Genomic DNA, 15546 nt, shown 5'->3' with positions numbered 1-15546 from the left:
GCCGCAGCGTCAGACGACCTGCTCGAGCAGACCCGAGTCGACGTCGTACAGGAACCCGCCGGCCTTGACGTGCGACGGGATGAGCGGGTGCGAGTCGATCTTGTGCACCGACTCGACGAGCTCAGCGCGCTGGTCGTTGATCGCGCCGAGGAACATCCAGGTGGCGTCCGTGCCCGTCGCCTCACCGACGCGACGCTGCAGCTCCGACTCCGAGGCGCTCGCCATCGCGCAGCGCGTGTGCTCGACCACGAGCACACGGTCGACCTTGAGCAGGTTGGCGCCCAGCACGAGCGCGACGAGCACTTGCTCGGTCACGCGTCCGCCGGGGTTGCGGAGGATCTTGGCGTCGCCGGGCTCGAGCCCAACCATCCGCAGCGGGTCGATCCGCGAGTCCATGCAGGTCACGATCGCCACGCCCGCGCGTGCGACGCCGTCGAAGCCCGCGAGGTCGAACGTGTCGGCGTAGGTGCGGTTCGCGGCGAGGAGGTCGTCGAAGTTGCCGGAGGGGACGATGCTGCCGGCGGCGGAGCCTGAAGTCATGAGGGGAGCCTACGACGACTCGACGGCGCGCTCGCCACGACGTCCGGAGAGCAGTACGGCGGCCGCGACCGCGGCGATGCCGGCACAGACCGCAGCACCGGTGAACACCGTGCTGAGCTGGACGATCCCGGCGTCGATGAGCGCGCCGTTGTAGGCCTTGCAAGCCGTTGCCGAGTCCGGGCAGAGCTCGGACAGCGGCGGGATGTCCTCGACGGCTGCGTGGTACGCCCGCAGGCCCCACGAGGTCAGCGCCGAGATGCCGACGAGCATCCCGACCATGCGTGCGACGACGACGAGCGCCGACGCGATCCCATGGGTCGGTGGCGGAGTGGCGTCGAGAAGTGCCGCGTTGACCGGAGCGACCGCGAGGCCGAACCCGAAACCGGCGAGAGCGAGGGCGACGACCGACGACGGGTGGCTCAGCGCGTCACGCTCCCAGCCGGCCATGACCACGAAGCAGCCGCTGGCGAGCGCCATCCCACCAGCCGCGATCCAGCCAGGGCGGATCCAGCGGGTCGCGTAGCCGCCGACGACCGCCCCCACCGGGATCGCGATGAGGAACTCCACGAGCACCAGCGCCGCAGCGAGCTGCGAGTCGCGGTGCTCGGTGAGCCTGGCGAAGAAGGGCACGTCCACCAGCGCCGCGATGAGCGCTCCGCCGACGAAGAAGGAGACGACCAGCGCACCCCACGCCGGCCGCTCGCGCAGCGTCCCGCGCGGGATGAGCGGAGCCTTCGCGGTGCGCTGACGCAGCACGAACGCCACCGCTGCACCAGCGGCGACCGCCAGCAGCCACGGCGCCGCAGGGGAGACCACGCTGTGCTCCGGGTCGGCAGACGCGAAGGCCACGATCACGCAGCCCAGCACCACCGCGAGAAGCAGGGCGCCCGTCAGGTCGACGGCGCGGGCCGTCGCCGGCCAGGCTCGCATCGCGACCAGGGGCCGGCGCGCAGTGAGCTCGCGGGCGATGAACGCAGCGAACAGCGCGTACGTGATCAGGGCGATCGGCGTCGTCCACCGGAGCTCGCCGACCACGGGAAGGAACAGGGTGCCGATCTCGACGTCGTCGCGCAGGGGTGCAGGCTGCGCGATCGCGAGGGCGAGTGCGGTGACGGCGAGGACAGCGAGGAGGGCGCCCACGAGGTCGGGGGGAGGGGTTTCGACTCGCTTCGGGCTTCGAGACGTGCCTCGTTCCGCGGCCCTCCTCAACCCACGTCGCTCAACCGGCGGGGAGGAGGGCGTCTCGATCGCTTCGCGCCTCGACGAGCGGGTCGGGTGTGCCGACGAGCGGGTCGGGTGTGCCGACGAGCGGGGGCGGCCCGAGGCGGCGATCGCGGCGGCGAGGACCAGCCCAGCCGCGCAGTTGAGCCAGAAGATCGCCCGCCAGTCGGCGAAGGCGAGGACCGCAGCGCCGTACAGGGGTCCGACGACGCTTCCCAGCTCCTGCACCGCGCCGACGATGCCGAGCGGCACACCGCGCCGCCGAGGCGGCCACAGGTCGGCCACCAGCGCGAGCGTCGCAGGCACGAGGCCACCGCCACCCACCCCCTGCAGGAAGCGGCCGACGACCATGGGGCCGAGCCCGTCGGCAGCCGCGGTGACGACCGAGCCGACGGCGAACAGCACGAGCGACCCGACGAGGACCGGGCGCCGCCCTCGCAGGTCGGCGATCCGGCCGACGAGCGGCAGCACCGCGACGTACCCGAGGAGGAAGCCGGACACGATGGGCGCCGCGCGCTGGAGCTCGTCCAGGCCGAGCCCCGATGCCGTCATCATGTCCGGCAGCGCCAGCACGACGACGTACGTGTCGGCAGCCGCGAACGCCACCGCGACAGCGGCGAGCGTGAGCAGGATGCGCGCCGCCCGGTCGACGGGCGGCGTCGAACCGGTCGAGGGCGCGGCCTCCGTCACGGTGCGGTGATCTCGACGTCGTCGTCCGACGCGGTCACGGCGATCGTGTAGACGACGGGCTCGTCGGACTCGTAGAAGAGGCCCTTGAGCGTGACGTCGCGCAGGACGTCGTCCTCGGTGAGCCGGTAGGTCGCGTCGAACGTCGCATCGGCCTGTGCCGTCGGGATCAGCGCCCGGACGTCACGACCGGCGATCGTGCCCGTGATCGTGGTGAGGACGTCGCGGCCGTCGCGGCTCTCGCCACCGTCCTCGAGGTCGTCGGTCTCCTCGAGCAGCGACGAGATGCCGTCGTCGGCGGCCACCAGCGCCGCCGGATCCGGGGCGCCGATCGTCGCCGGGTCCAACGGCACGAAGTCGGGCGCGAAACCCGTCTTGGCGTAGACCTTGCCGTCGACCGAGACGACTTCGGCCTTCACCGGGACGCCCTTGAGGGACACGGTGACGTCCCCCTCGAACGCCGGGGCGTGCGTGCCGGTGCCCGCGGCGTCCAGCAGACCGGTGACACCGCTCGGGAGGGCCTTGGTGGCCAGGTCCAGCTCGAGGCTGGCCGCGTCGTCGAGCACCGTGCGGGCCGCACTCAGGCGTCCGCCCAGGTCCTCTGCACCCGCGCCGCCGTCGTCCTTGCCGCCGTCCTCGCCGGTGCAGCCCACGAGAGTGAGTGCAAGGGTGGGCAGGAGGACCGCAAGAGTGGCGCGCTTCGACATGGCGTCAGCATAGGGGGACGGTCGGCGCCCCCCGACGAAAGGACGGATCCCATGGACTGGAAGCTCGAGCTCGTGGTGCTGGGCGTCACCGACGTCGATCGCGCGAAGGCCTTCTACGAGAAGCTGGGCTTCCACCTGGACGTGGATCACCAGGTCGGCGACGCGTTCCGCGTCGTCCAGCTCACCCCGCCCGGGTCGTCGTGCTCGATCACGTTCGGCATCAACGTCGGCGGCGGCGAGCCGGGCGCGACGAAGGGGACGCACCTGGTCGTCGACGACATCGAGGCCGCCCACGCCCACCTCGAGGAGGCCGGCGTCGCCAACGGCGGGATCCAGCACTTCGAGGAGGGAGCGATGACCCCCGGGCCGGACCCGCAGCGCCAGGACTTCGGGTCGTACGTCTTCTTCGACGATCCCGACGGCAACTCCTGGGCGGTCCAGGAGGTGCACCACCGGGCTGGCGCGTGACGCCGGCTCGTCAATCGATCTGCGTCGCCACCGGGCTGCCCACCGCCATGAGCGGGTGCGGTGCCGGCGTGCCGGAACCGTCGCGACGCTCGTCGACCTCCGGGAGCGGCGCGGCGACCCCTCCCGACCCGGACGCCATGGCGGGCCCACGGCCCGCCCACGCGAGCAGCAGCCCGTCCTCGCCCTTGAGAAGGCGCTGACAGCGCACTCCGCCGGTCGCGCGCCCCTTGGCCGGATAGGCGGAGAACGGCGTCACCTTGGCGGATCCCGCCTCCGTGCCGGGCAGTGCGCCTGCGGAACCCGCCACCGTGACGACCTCGGCGTCCTCGGCGGCGTCGAACGCGCCGAAGAACCGCACGGAGGCGCCCGCCGCCAGCTTGATGCCGGCCATGCCGCCGCCCGTACGACCCTGGGGCCGCACGCTGCCGGCCGGGAACCGCAGCAGCTGGGCGTCGGTCGTGATGAAGCAGAGCTCCTCGTCACCGGTGCGGAGCTCACGGACGCCGACCACCACGTCGTCCTCGGCGAGCGCCACGACGTCCCACGAGTCCTTGCTCGGCAGGTATTCGGGCTTCACCCGCTTGACCACGCCCTGACGGGTGCCGAGCGCGAGGCCGGGGGAGTCCGGGCTGAACGTCGTCAGCGCCAGCGGGTGCTCGCCGGCCTCGAGCTCGAGGACCTCCGCGAGCGGCACACCGCCCTGCAACGACGGGGCGGCGGCCGTCGGCGGCAGACCCGGCAGCTCGAGCACGTCGAGCTTCAGGACCCGACCCGCCGACGTCAGCAGGCCGACCTCGCCGCGGGCGGTCGCTCGTACGGCGGAGGCCACGACGTCGTGAGGGTGCCGTCCGGACTGGATCTCGGGGACGGTGTCGTCGGCGGTCCGTGCGAGCAGGCCGGTCGCCGACAGCAGGACGAAGCACGGCTCGTCGGCGACCTCCAGCTGCACCGAGGCGGCGGACACCGTCTGACCGGCGCTCTCGAGGAGGACCGTACGGCGGGGGGTGCCGAACTGCTTGGCCACCTCGCCGAGCTCGTCGGAGACCAGACCTCGCAGCAGCAGGTCGTCGGCGAGGATCGCCTCGAGCTGCTCGATCGTCGCCCGGAGCTCGTCGGCCTCGCGCTCGAGCTCGATCCGCGACATGCGGGTGAGGCTGCCGAGCGGGATGCGGAGGATGTCCTCGGCCTGCACCTCCGAGAGGTCGAACACCTCGATCAGGCGGTCGTGCGCCTCGGAGCGGTTCTCGCTGGCGCGGATGAGCTGGATGACCTCGTCGATGTCGAGGATCGCGATGAGGCGCCCCTCGACGATGTGCAGGCGGTCCATCGCCTTGTCGCGCCGGAACTGCGTCCGGCGGCGCACGACGTCGAAGCGGTGGCCGAGGAAGACCTCGAGGAGCTCCTTGAGGCCCAGCGTGCGCGGCTGGCCGTCGACGAGGGCGACGTTGTTGATGCCGAAGGACTCCTCCAGCGGCGTCATCTTGTAGAGCTGCGCCAGGACGGCGTCGGGGTTGAAGCCGTTCTTGATCTCGATCACGAGGTTGATGTCGGCCTCGGAGAGGTTCTTGAGGTCCGAGATGCCCAGGAGCTTCTTGGACTGGACGAGCGTCTTGATGCGCTCGATGACCTTCTCGGGGCCGACGTTGTAGGGCAGCTCGGTGATCACGATGCCCTTGCGGCGGGACGTGATGCTCTCGACCCGGGCAGCGGCACGCATCATGAACTTGCCGCGACCGGTGGCGTACGCCTCGCGGATGCCGTCCAGCCCGACGATCTTGCCGCCGGTGGGCAGGTCGGGTCCCGGGATGAAGCGCATCAGGTCCTCGAGGGACGCGTCGGGCTTCTTGATCAGGTGCTTGAGCGCCTGCACGACCTCGACGAGGTTGTGCGGTGCCATGTTGGTGGCCATGCCGACGGCGATGCCCGCGGCGCCGTTGACGAGCAGGTTGGGGATGGCCGCCGGGAGCACGACCGGCTCCTGCTCGCGCCCGTCGTAGTTGGGGCGGAAGTCGACGGTGTTCTCGTCGATCGACTGCGTCATCGCGAGTGCGGGGTGGTCCATCCGGCACTCGGTGTAGCGCATCGCCGCCGGCCCGTCGTCGGGCGAGCCGAAGTTGCCGTGACCGTCGACGAACGGCAGCCGGAGCGACCACGGCTGCACCAGGCGTACGAGGGCGTCGTAGATCGCGCCGTCGCCGTGCGGGTGGAGCCGACCCATGACCTCGCCCACCACACGCGCGCTCTTGACGTGACCGCGGTCGGGCCGCAGGTTCATGTCGTCCATCGTGTAGAGGATCCGGCGCTGCACCGGCTTGAGACCGTCGCGCGCGTCGGGCAGCGCCCGCGAGTAGATCACGGAGTAGGCGTACTCGAGGAAGCTCGACCGCATCTCCTCCCGCACGTCCACGTCGAGGATGTGCTCCTCGATGTCGTCTGGAGGCGGGGCGCTCGGCGTACGGCGGGCCATGCACGTCCTTTCGGGCAGGTGGAGCGGGGCTCTCAGAACATTAGGCCATCGCACGGACGACCCTCGGCTGCGACGCCGCGACGGGTGGGACCAGACGGTAGATTCTGGGTGTGGCCGACGAACCTGCCCGATCCAGCGAGCACCAGCCCGACCAGCACCAGCCCGACCAGCGCCAGCCCGACGAACGTTATCCCGAGCACTGGGAGGCCGACGTCGTGCTCCGCGACGGCGGAGCCGCACACCTGCGTCCGATCATCCCCGACGACGCCGAGGAGCTCGTCGCGTTCTACTCCCGGGTGTCGGAGCAGTCGAAGTACTACCGGTTCTTCGCCCCGTACCCCACGTTGTCCAACCGCGACGTCAAGCGGTTCACCGAGGTCGACTACCGGTCGCGGGTGGCGTTCGTGGTGACGATCGGCGCGAGCATCCTCGCGGTCGGCCGCTACGACGCGGTGGCTCCGGGCGAGGCCGAGGTCGCGTTCCTGGTCGAGGACGACCAGCAGGGCCGTGGTCTCGCCCAGCTCCTCCTCGAGCACCTCGCGCAGGCAGGCCGCGAGATGGGCATCCACCGGTTCGTCGCCGACGTCCTCCCGGAGAACGTCCGCATGATCCAGGTCTTCCGGGACCAGGGCTACCAGGTCGAGCGCAGCGTCGAGGACGGCGTGATGCGCCTCGTCTTCCCGATCGACCCGACCGAGACCGCGATCGGCGTCATGCAGTCACGCGAGCACCGGGCCGAGGCGGCGTCGATCGAGCGCTTCTTCAACGCCCGCAGCGTCGCCGTCGTCGGGGCGAGCCGCCGCCAGGACACCATCGGCCAGGGCATGATCCGCAACCTCGTCCTGGGGGACTTCGCCGGCGCGGTCTACGCGGTGAACCCGCAGGCCGAGGCGGTCTCCGGGCTCCCGGCGTACAAGACGGTCCAGGACATCCCCGGCGACGTCGACCTCGCGGTCATCGCCGTGCCGGCGGAGTCGGTGCCCGAGGTCGTGCTCGACTGCGCCGCCAAGGGCGTGCACGGCCTGATCGTCATCTCGTCCGGCTTCGCCGAGATCGGCGACGAGGGGCGCCGGCGCCAGCGTCGCCTGGTCGGCCTCGCCCGGTCGTACGGCCTGCGCCTGGTCGGTCCCAACTGCCTCGGCGTCATCAACACGTCCTCCCAGGTGCGGCTGAACGCGTCGCTGTCACCGCTGATCCCGCCGCGCGGGCGTGTCGGGTTCTTCTGCCAGTCCGGTGCGCTCGGGCTCGCGATCCTCGAGAACGTCGACCGGCGCGGCCTCGGCCTCTCGACGTTCGTGTCCGCCGGCAACCGCGCCGACGTCTCCGGCAACGACCTCCTCCAGTACTGGGAGGAGGACGACGCGACCGAGGTCGTCCTGCTCTACCTGGAGTCCATCGGCAACCCGCGCAAGTTCTCGCGGATCGCCCGCCGCGTCGGGCGCAAGAAGCCCGTGGTCGCCGTGAAGTCGGGGCGCTCGACCCAGGGTGTCCCCGTCGGGCACGCCGTACGCAAGACCACGGCGCCGCAGTCGGCCGTCGACGCGATGTTCCACCAGGCGGGCGTGATCCAGGTCGACACGCTCGACGAGATGTTCGACGTGGCACAGCTTCTCGCGCACCAGCCGCTTCCGCGCGGGCCGCGGGTCGCGGTCGTCGGCAACTCCGACGCGCTCGCCCTGCTGGTCGCTGACGCCGCCACCGCGTCGGGGCTTAAGGTCGCCGACCCGGTCGCGCTCGGTGCGAACGCCAGCGCCGACGACTTCGAGAAGGCCCTCGACGCCGCGATCGACAACCCGGACGTCGACGCGATCGTCGCCGTCTTCATCCCGCCGGTGAACACCACCGGCGAGGACGTCGCCAACGTGCTCGCGGCGGTCGGGGAGCAGTCCGACAAGCCGATCGTGTCCACGTTCCTCGGGTCCGAGGGCGTGCCCGAGCTGCTCCGGGTCCCCGACGTCGAAGGGGCCGCGGGTCGCGGCTCCGTCCCGTCCTACTCGGCGCCTGAGTCGGCCGTACGCGCCCTGGCGCGGGTCGTCAGCTACGCCCAGTGGGCCGGCAGCGAGCAGGGCGACATCGCCCACTTCGACGACATCGACCGCGACGCGGCGAGCTCGCTCGTCCGCACAGCGCTCGCCCGCACGCCCGACGGCGGCTGGCTGACCGACGCCGACGTCCACGAGCTCCTGCGCCTCTACGGGATCGACCTGTGGGACTGGGAGCCGGTGCCGAGCCTGGACGCCGCGATCGCCGCGGGGGAGCAGCTCGGCTGGAACGTCGTCCTCAAGGCGACCGCCGACACCGTCCGGGCACGCCCCGACCTCACGCACGTGTGGCGCAACATCTCTGACGCCGACGACATGACCGAGGCCTGGGCGGCGATGACCGACTACATCGGCCCGCCGGAGCGGGCGATGTTCGTCGTCCAGAAGATGGCACCCCCCGGGGTCCCGATCTCGATCCGCACCGTCGAGGACCCGCTGTTCGGACCGCTGCTGTCCTTCGCGCTGTCGGGTGCGGCGAGCGACCTCCTGGAGGATCGCGCCTACCGGATCCCGCCCGTCACCGACGTCGACGTCGCGGCGATGATCCGCGAGCTGAAGTCTGCGCCGCTGCTCTTCGGCTACCGCGGTGGGCCGCGTGCCGACCTGGATGCCGTCGAAGACCTGCTCCAGCGCGTCGCGGCGCTGAAGGACGACCTGCCTGAGGTCTCCGAGCTCAACCTCGAGCCGGTGCTCGCCGGCCACGACGGTTACCGCGTCCTGAAGGCCCGGGCACGCGTCGCGCAGCCGATCGACAACCGTCGCGACTGGTACGTCCGCCGGCTCAGCTCGCCGGTCGGGCTCGGCGACACGATGGCGGACGCATGAGGTGGCCGACCCACCGGTCGAAGGGCCCGCACCTGGGGACGATTGACCCAGAGCTCGCGCGGGGTGGGAGACTGGAAGGTATGGCCAACCGACACCCGTCGCCCCAGCGCGCGGAGACCCCTGACCAGGCCCGCGACCGCACGGCCGAGCTGAGCGCCGACATCGAGACGACGGGCTACTACCCGCAGGTCGTCGCGGCCGGTCTCTCTGACGCGCTCGCCGACGAGCCGGTTCTCGCCTACGTCCTGCACCACGAGCCGACGTTCGACCGAGACGAGGTGCGTCGTCACATGACCGTGCTGACCCTCACCCCGACCCGTCTGGTCCTCGCGCACACCGACGAGCACCCGGCTGACGACGTGCTCCCGGAGCCGTACACGTCGACCACGACCGAGGCCGTGCCCCTGCGCACGGTCGACTCCGTGGTCGTCACCCGCACGGTCCCCGCGGCGACGGCGGTCGGCGACGTGACCTCCGAGGACGCTGCCGAGGCGCTCCTGACGATCGGCTGGGGTGCGGTGCGCCGCCTCGACCTGGAGCCGGCTGCGTGCTCCGACCCCAACTGCGAGGCCGACCACGGATACACCGGCTCGGCGACCGCCGACGACTTCTCGCTGCGCGTCAGCGCGGCCGCCGACGGCGGCAGCGCGGTGCAGCGGCTGCTCGGCTTTGCCCGCGAGCTGTCGGCCGTGACGAGCCGTCCCCGGTGACCGCAGCCGACATCGCGGAGCCGACGGTCGACTACCACGGACGAAGCCTCACGTCGCTCCTGCCGAGCATCGCCGCGGCGATGGGGGTTCCGAGCTGGTCGGACGTGCTGTCCCTGCCGCCTGCCGACCGGTACGTCGTGGTGCTGGTCGACGGTCTCGGGCACGACCTGCTCGCCGAGCACGCCGACGCCGCCCCGTACCTCGCCTCGCTCCTCGACCGCGAGCCGCTGCGCTCCGGTCTGCCGTCGACGACGGCGACCAGCCTCACGTCGCTCGGCACGGGGCTGCCGCCCGGACGCCACGGGGTCGTCGGCTACACCAGCCGGATCCCAGGCACCGATCGCGTGATGAACAGCCTTCGGTGGGACCCCGAGGTCGATCCGGCGCAGTGGCAGCCGCATCCGACGATGTTCGAGCGGATCGACGCCGCAGGCATCCCCACGTCGACGGTCAACAAGGCCGAGTTCGAAGGCACCGGACTGACGGTCTGCAGCCAGAGCGGGGTGCCGTTCCACCCGTTCGTGTCGGTCTACGAGCGGCTCGACGTGGTGGTCGAGGCGTCGGAAGCGACCCCGCGGTCGCTCGTCTACACGTACGAGTCGACGCTCGACCACACCGGCCACGAGCGCGGCTGCACGTCGCCGGAGTGGCGTGACCGTCTGCGCGGCATCAACGGTGACCTCGCCGACCTGCGTGATGCGTTGGCGCCCGGCACCGCCCTGGTCGTCACGGCCGACCACGGCATGCTCGACCTGCCCCCCGCGGGGCGCTTCGACGTCGAGGCCGAGCCCGGCATGCTCACCGATGTCACCGTGTTCGCCGGCGAGGCGCGGTTCCGGCACCTCTACACGCGCTCGGGCGCCGCGGAGGATGTCGCCGCGCGCTGGCGGGACCGCGTGGCCGGCCAGGCGCTGGTGCTGACCCGCGAGGAGGCGGAGGCGGCCGGCTGGTTCGGTCCGATCGACGACCGCGTGCGCCCGCGCATCGGCGACGTGGTCGTGGCGGCGCTCGGCGACTTCGGGGTGTTCTCGTCGCGGCACTTCGCGATCGAGCTGAAGATGGCCGGGTTCCACGGCTCGGTGACGCCGGCCGAGATGCGGGTGCCGCTGCTCGTCGACCTGTGACCGCACGATCGGCGGCCGCCGCGGGCTGACAATGTCGCCCCACCGCGGCCGTCTGCTCGCATACCTTTCCTGTATGGCGCGTGACGGTGGTGATGCCCGGCCGCTGCTCCTGGCGGTCGACCGGGATCCCGCGGTGCTCGAACGCATCGAGCGTGAGCTCTTCCGGGCGTTCGGGTCCGACTACCGGGTCCGCGGCGAGCTGACCTCGGCCGACGCCGTACGCGTCCTCGAGCAGTCCCACGACCACGCTGCGCCGGTGGCCGTGGTGCTGGTCGACCATGGGCTGGCACCCGAGGACAGGGTCGACGTCTTCGCCACCGCACGCACGCTCCATCCCGACGCGCGACGCGCGATGCTCGTCGAGTGGGGGTCGTGGGCGAGTCGCGACGTGGCGCAGAGCATCCTCGGCGCGGTCGCCGTCGGTGACGTCAGCTACTACGTGCTCAAACCCTGGACGAGCCGCGACGAGCTGTTTCACCGGACGGTCGCCGAGTTCGTGCAGGAGTGGTCGCGCGGGGACGTCAGCACCATGCGCGAGGTCGTCGTCGTCGCCGGGCGCAGCTCGGCCCGGGCGGCAGAGGTGCGGAGCATGCTGCTGCGCAACGGGCTGCCCCACGCCTTCCGTGAGCGCGGCACCCCGCTCGCCGACCGCGTCGAGCGCGCCGTACGCGGGCAGGGGCACGACCTGGACGGCGTCGACGTGCTCGTCTGGATGCCGGCGATCGACCGCCGGGTCCTGCTGGATCCCACCGACGTCGAGATCGCGGAGGCCTGGGGAGTCACGACGACGCTTGAGGGGGACCGCGCCTTCGACGTCGTGGTCGTCGGAGCGGGGCCTGCGGGCCTCGCGGCCGCGGTGTACGGGTCGTCGGAGGGGCTGCGCACGCTCGTCGTGGAGCGGGAGGCGATCGGCGGGCAGGCCGGGTCGAGCTCCCTGATCCGCAACTACCTCGGGTTCTCCCGCGGGATCAGCGGGGCCGAGCTCGCCCAGCGCGCGTACCAGCAGGCGTGGGTGTTCGGAGCCCACGTGCTGTTCATGCGGGAGGTCGTCTCCCTGCGCCACCAGGAGTCCGGTGGGTTCGCGGTCGAGATCGGCGACGTCGGCACGGTGACCGCGCGGGCGGTCGTGCTCGCGTCCGGCGTCTCGTACCGCAGGCTCGGTGTCCCCGCGCTGGAGGCGTTCAGCGGATCGGGCGTGTTCTACGGGGCGAGCGTGTCGGAGGCGCACGCGATGACCGGCCGGCGCGCGGTCGTCGTCGGAGGCGGCAACTCCGCCGGACAGGCGGTGCTGCACCTCGCCCGCTACTGCGCGCACGTGACCCTCGCGATCCGGGCCGACACGATCGAGGCGGGCATGTCCCAGTACCTCGTCGACGCGATCGCCGCGGCCGACAACATCACCGTGCGCACCGGCACGGAGGTCATCGGCGGCGGTGGGGAGGGCTGGCTCGAGAGCGTTGTGTTCCGAGACCGCGCCGCCGGCTTCGACGAGGTCGAGCAGGCGGACGGGCTGTTCGCGATGATCGGCGCCCAGCCCCGTACGGACTGGCTTCCCGAGTCGGTCGTGCGCGACCCGCGAGGGTTCGTGGTCGCGGGTGCGGACGCGGCGATCGACGGGGTCTGGCCGCGCACGCGCGCGCCAAGGCCGTACGAGACGACCCTGCCGGGGGTGTTCGCGGTGGGTGACCTGCGTGCGGGGTCCGTCAAGCGCGTCGCGTCGGCCGTCGGGGAGGGATCCGTGGTCGTCTCGCAGGTCCACGAGTGTCTGGCCGAGGGCGATGCCTGAGCACCGCGGAACCCGCGGCGGCGGTCGTGGAGGCGACCCGGCGTCGGCGGAGCGTACGGGGCTGGTGGTCCTCGCCGCCTGCCTCGCGCTGCCGCTGCTCGGGCTCGGCCTGCTCCTGTGGCGGCCGGAGATCGACGTCGCGTGGGAGGACCACCCCGCGCACTTCTGGCTGGTGCTCGCGGCGGCGGCGACCAGCGCCGTCCTCGCGTCGGTGATGGGGACCGCGGCCCGGCGCCGGGGCGACGCGCGCGTGCTCCTGGCGTCGTACGCGTTCCTCGTGACCGCCGCCTTCCTCGGGCTCCATGCGCTGGCGACGCCGAAGGTGCTCCTCGACACTCCGAACGCGGGCTTCGTGCTGGCCACCCCGGCGGGCCTGGCGCTGGGCGCGGTGTTCGCGGTGTGGTCCGGCAGCGACCTCAGCGGGGAGCGTGACGTCGCCGTCGTACGCCGTGCGCCGCTGCTGCAGGGGGCGATCATCGCGCTGGCCGTGGGGTGGGCGGTCTTCTCGCTCGCCCAGATCTGGCCGTTCGACGCCGGTGCCGTGCCCGAGCAGGTCGACGGGCTTCTCGCGGGGTTCGCGGGGGCGGCGGTCGTCGGGTACGCGGTGGCGGCGTGGCGCTACCTGCGCCTGTGGCGCGACCGCCGTACGGCGCTGCCGCTGGCCGTCGCGTCGGCGTTCGTGCTGCTCGCCGAGGCGTCGGTCGCGGTCGCCTTCTCCCGGAACTGGCACCTGTCGTGGTGGGAGTGGCACGTCCTGATGCTGGCGGCGGTGCTGCTGGTCGCGCTCGTGGCACGGTCGCAGTGGCACGAGGAGCGGTTCGCGGCGCTCTATCTCGACGACACGACCGAGGGGGAGCGCGACATGAGCATCCTCTTCGCCGACCTCCAGGGGTTCACCACCTTCTCCGAGGCGCACGAGCCCCGTGAGGTCACCCAGATGCTCAACACGTTCTTCGAGGTCGCGGTGCCGGCGGTCGCCGGACGGTACGGCGGCGACGTCGACCGGATCATCGGCGACGCGCTGATGGTCACGTTCAACCGCCGGGGCGACCAGCCGGACCACGCACGACGGGCGGTGCTCGCCGGGCTGGCGCTCCAGGAGGCGACCGCCGCCGTCCTGGCAGAGCATCCCGACTGGCCGACGTTCCGCGTCGGGATCAACTCCGGCCCGGTGTCGGTGAGCGTGCTCGGCACCGCGGGCGGCCGGACCCACACCGTCATCGGCGACACCGTCAACACGGCGAGCCGGATCGAGGGCAAGGCGCCGGCGGGCGGGGTCGCAGTCAGCGCGGCCACTCTGGCGCTGCTGCCGGACGCGCGGGCGGAGTCGCTCGGATTCCTGGAGCTGAAGGGAAAGGCGGAGCCGGTCGAGCTGTTCCAGGTCGACGGGCTGGGGGCCGGGTGACCTCAGCTGCCGAACGGCAGAGGGTCGTTGAGCGTGGTCACCGCGCGTGCCCGAGCCGTGGTCATCCGTCGGCGGTGATGCTGTCGGCAGAGCACCTCGTACCCGATGTTGGGCGTCGGGAAGCCGGGCTCGTCGACGTCGCCGACCACGATCTGGTCACCCTCGGTGACCATCACGCCGTTCTCGGTCCGCGCGTTGTGGGTGGCGCGCTTGCCGCACCAGCAGAGTGCCTCGACCTGGAGGGGCTGGATGCGGTCGGCGAGCTCGACGAGGCGTGCCGAGCCTTCGAAGAGCCGCGTGCGGAAGTCGGTGAGGATCCCGAACGCGAAGACGTCGATCTGGAGCTCGTCGGCGATCCGGGCGAGCGCCTCGACCTGGGCCGTGGTGTAGAACTGCGCCTCGTCCGCGATCACGTAGTCGATCCGGCCGCCCGCGGTCAGCGAGCTGACGACGTATTCCCAGAAGTCGAACGTCGGGTCGACCTCGATCGCCTCCGTCGACAGCCCGAGGCGGCTGGAGAGCCGACCGTCGCCGGCGCGGTCCTGGCTGGTGAAGATCCGGCCGACGCGGCCGCGCGCGGCATGGTTGTGGTTCGTCTGGAGCGCCAGCGTCGACTTGCCGCTGTCCATGGTCCCGGTGAAGAAGAGCAGGCTCGCCACGAGGCACGAGGCTACCGTGTCGGTGCGCGAGGCTACGGTGTCGGCATGGTGTCGGATCCCGTGATCACGGTGGCAGAGCTCGCTGACCTGCGCGCGAACGGCGAGGTGACGGTCCTCGATGTCCGCTACGTCCTGGGAGGCGCCCCAGGTCGCGACGCCTACGCCGCCGGGCACGTGCCCGGAGCGTCGTACGCCGACATGGACACCGAGCTCGCGGATCCCCCCGGCGACGGCCGACGGGGGCGGCATCCGCTGCCCGATCCCGGCCGGTTCGCGGCCGCGATGCGCGCCCACGGCGTACGGCGTGAGGTGCCCGTCGTCGTCTACGACGCCGCGGACGGGACGTCTGCCGCCCGCGCGTGGTGGTTGTTGACCTACCACGGGCACCCCGACGTACGCCTCCTCGACGGCGGGTACGCGGCGTGGGTGGCCGCGGGGCAGCCGACGTCGACAGGCGCGCCGTCGCCCGAGCCGGGGGACTTCGTCGCCGATCCGGGTCACCTGCCGGTGGTCGACGCCGAGGCGGCGGCGCGGGTGGCGCGCGAGGGCGTGCTCCTGGACGCCCGGGTGGCCGAGCGCTACCGCGGGGAGGTCGAGCCGATCGACCCCGTCGCCGGCCACGTGCCGGGCGCGGTGAGCGCGCCCACGTTCGACAACGTCGACGGGCAGGGCCGGTGGCGCTCCGCCGACGAGCTGGCGGCGCGGTTCGCGGCACTGGGCGTCTCCGGGGGAGTGGAGGTGGCCGCGTACTGCGGATCCGGCGTCACCGCTGCCCACGAGGTGCTCGCGCTGCGGCGCGCAGGGGTGGTCGCGGCGCTGTACGCCGGCTCGTGGAGCGAGTGGGTCAGCGACCCGGGCAGGCCCGTCGCGACCGGCGTGGAGTCTGTCTGAGCGTTGCGGCACGA

Annotated in this window: 12 protein-coding genes; 7 read left to right on the top strand and 5 right to left on the bottom strand. The window is 72.2% G+C overall.

The window, feature by feature from the left end; translation table 11 throughout:
• Nucleotides 1-9: 9 nt before the first annotated feature.
• Genes GH747_RS07140 through GH747_RS07130 form a run of 3 tightly spaced genes read right to left on the bottom strand, consistent with a single transcriptional unit; the run spans nucleotide 10 to nucleotide 3155 of the window.
• Nucleotides 10-540, bottom strand: a complete 531-nt coding sequence (locus tag GH747_RS07140) for a beta-class carbonic anhydrase (protein ID WP_149768900.1) — start codon at nucleotides 538-540, stop codon at nucleotides 10-12.
• Between the two features lie 9 nt (nucleotides 541-549).
• Nucleotides 550-2451 carry an MFS transporter gene (locus GH747_RS07135; protein WP_228552817.1) on the bottom strand — a complete coding sequence of 634 codons (1902 nt, stop codon included), beginning with the start codon at nucleotides 2449-2451 and terminating at the stop codon, nucleotides 550-552.
• On the bottom strand, nucleotides 2448-3155 hold the full coding sequence (locus GH747_RS07130) for an LppX_LprAFG lipoprotein (RefSeq protein WP_149768899.1): 708 nt from the start codon (nucleotides 3153-3155) through the stop codon (nucleotides 2448-2450). Before GH747_RS07130 ends, GH747_RS07135 begins: the two co-directional genes overlap by 4 nt.
• A gap of 51 nt (nucleotides 3156-3206) precedes the next feature.
• Between GH747_RS07130 and GH747_RS07125 the strand changes: the two genes are divergently transcribed.
• Nucleotides 3207-3623 carry a VOC family protein gene (locus tag GH747_RS07125; protein ID WP_149768898.1) on the top strand — a complete coding sequence of 139 codons (417 nt, stop codon included), beginning with the start codon at nucleotides 3207-3209 and terminating at the stop codon, nucleotides 3621-3623.
• Between the two features lie 10 nt (nucleotides 3624-3633).
• On the opposite strand, the gene GH747_RS07120 is transcribed toward GH747_RS07125, so the two are convergent.
• Nucleotides 3634-6090: a DNA gyrase/topoisomerase IV subunit A gene (locus GH747_RS07120; protein WP_149768897.1), complete on the bottom strand. Its 2457-nt coding sequence runs from the start codon at nucleotides 6088-6090 to the stop codon at nucleotides 3634-3636.
• 110 nt (nucleotides 6091-6200) lie between these two features.
• Between GH747_RS07120 and GH747_RS07115 the strand changes: the two genes are divergently transcribed.
• From GH747_RS07115 to GH747_RS07095, 5 genes are all read left to right on the top strand, one after another.
• Nucleotides 6201-8957 carry a bifunctional acetate--CoA ligase family protein/GNAT family N-acetyltransferase gene (locus GH747_RS07115; RefSeq protein ID WP_149768896.1) on the top strand — a complete coding sequence of 919 codons (2757 nt, stop codon included), beginning with the start codon at nucleotides 6201-6203 and terminating at the stop codon, nucleotides 8955-8957.
• Between the two features lie 80 nt (nucleotides 8958-9037).
• A complete protein-coding gene (locus tag GH747_RS07110; protein WP_149768895.1) occupies nucleotides 9038-9667 on the top strand; it encodes a DUF5998 family protein in 630 nt (209 codons plus the stop codon).
• A complete protein-coding gene (locus GH747_RS07105; RefSeq protein ID WP_228552816.1) occupies nucleotides 9664-10791 on the top strand; it encodes an alkaline phosphatase family protein in 1128 nt (375 codons plus the stop codon). Before GH747_RS07110 ends, GH747_RS07105 begins: the two co-directional genes overlap by 4 nt.
• Before the next feature lie 73 nt (nucleotides 10792-10864).
• A complete protein-coding gene (locus GH747_RS07100) occupies nucleotides 10865-12577 on the top strand; it encodes an NAD(P)/FAD-dependent oxidoreductase (protein ID WP_149768894.1) in 1713 nt (570 codons plus the stop codon).
• Nucleotides 12570-13982 carry an adenylate/guanylate cyclase domain-containing protein gene (locus GH747_RS07095; RefSeq protein WP_149768893.1) on the top strand — a complete coding sequence of 471 codons (1413 nt, stop codon included), beginning with the start codon at nucleotides 12570-12572 and terminating at the stop codon, nucleotides 13980-13982. The genes GH747_RS07100 and GH747_RS07095 overlap by 8 nt, the downstream gene beginning before the upstream one ends.
• A 2-nt stretch (nucleotides 13983-13984) precedes the next feature.
• Here GH747_RS07095 and GH747_RS07090 read toward each other — a convergent pair whose 3' ends face one another.
• Nucleotides 13985-14641 carry a thymidine kinase gene (locus tag GH747_RS07090; RefSeq protein ID WP_149768892.1) on the bottom strand — a complete coding sequence of 219 codons (657 nt, stop codon included), beginning with the start codon at nucleotides 14639-14641 and terminating at the stop codon, nucleotides 13985-13987.
• 45 nt (nucleotides 14642-14686) lie between these two features.
• Between GH747_RS07090 and GH747_RS07085 the strand changes: the two genes are divergently transcribed.
• On the top strand, nucleotides 14687-15532 hold the full coding sequence (locus GH747_RS07085; RefSeq protein WP_149768891.1) for a sulfurtransferase: 846 nt from the start codon (nucleotides 14687-14689) through the stop codon (nucleotides 15530-15532).
• Nucleotides 15533-15546 lie beyond the last annotated feature (14 nt).

Source organism: Mumia xiangluensis, assembly GCF_010994095.1.
GTDB lineage: Bacteria > Actinomycetota > Actinomycetes > Propionibacteriales > Nocardioidaceae > Mumia > Mumia xiangluensis.
The sequence above is the reverse complement of the archived record's forward strand: the minus strand, read 5'-3'. Positions and strand labels throughout refer to the sequence as shown.

What these genes read in the sequence shown, in the direction of transcription:
- GH747_RS07110 (WP_149768895.1), top strand. Translation starts at nt 9,038, where the DNA reads ATGGCCAACCGACACCCGTCGCCCCAGCGCGCGGAGACCCCTGACCAG.
- GH747_RS07120 (WP_149768897.1), bottom strand. Translation starts at nt 6,090, where the DNA reads ATGGCCCGCCGTACGCCGAGCGCCCCGCCTCCAGACGACATCGAGGAG.
- GH747_RS07125 (WP_149768898.1), top strand. Translation starts at nt 3,207, where the DNA reads ATGGACTGGAAGCTCGAGCTCGTGGTGCTGGGCGTCACCGACGTCGAT.
- GH747_RS07130 (WP_149768899.1), bottom strand. Translation starts at nt 3,155, where the DNA reads ATGTCGAAGCGCGCCACTCTTGCGGTCCTCCTGCCCACCCTTGCACTC.
- GH747_RS07100 (WP_149768894.1), top strand. Translation starts at nt 10,865, where the DNA reads ATGGCGCGTGACGGTGGTGATGCCCGGCCGCTGCTCCTGGCGGTCGAC.
- GH747_RS07140 (WP_149768900.1), bottom strand. Translation starts at nt 540, where the DNA reads ATGACTTCAGGCTCCGCCGCCGGCAGCATCGTCCCCTCCGGCAACTTC.
- GH747_RS07085 (WP_149768891.1), top strand. Translation starts at nt 14,687, where the DNA reads ATGGTGTCGGATCCCGTGATCACGGTGGCAGAGCTCGCTGACCTGCGC.
- GH747_RS07095 (WP_149768893.1), top strand. Translation starts at nt 12,570, where the DNA reads ATGCCTGAGCACCGCGGAACCCGCGGCGGCGGTCGTGGAGGCGACCCG.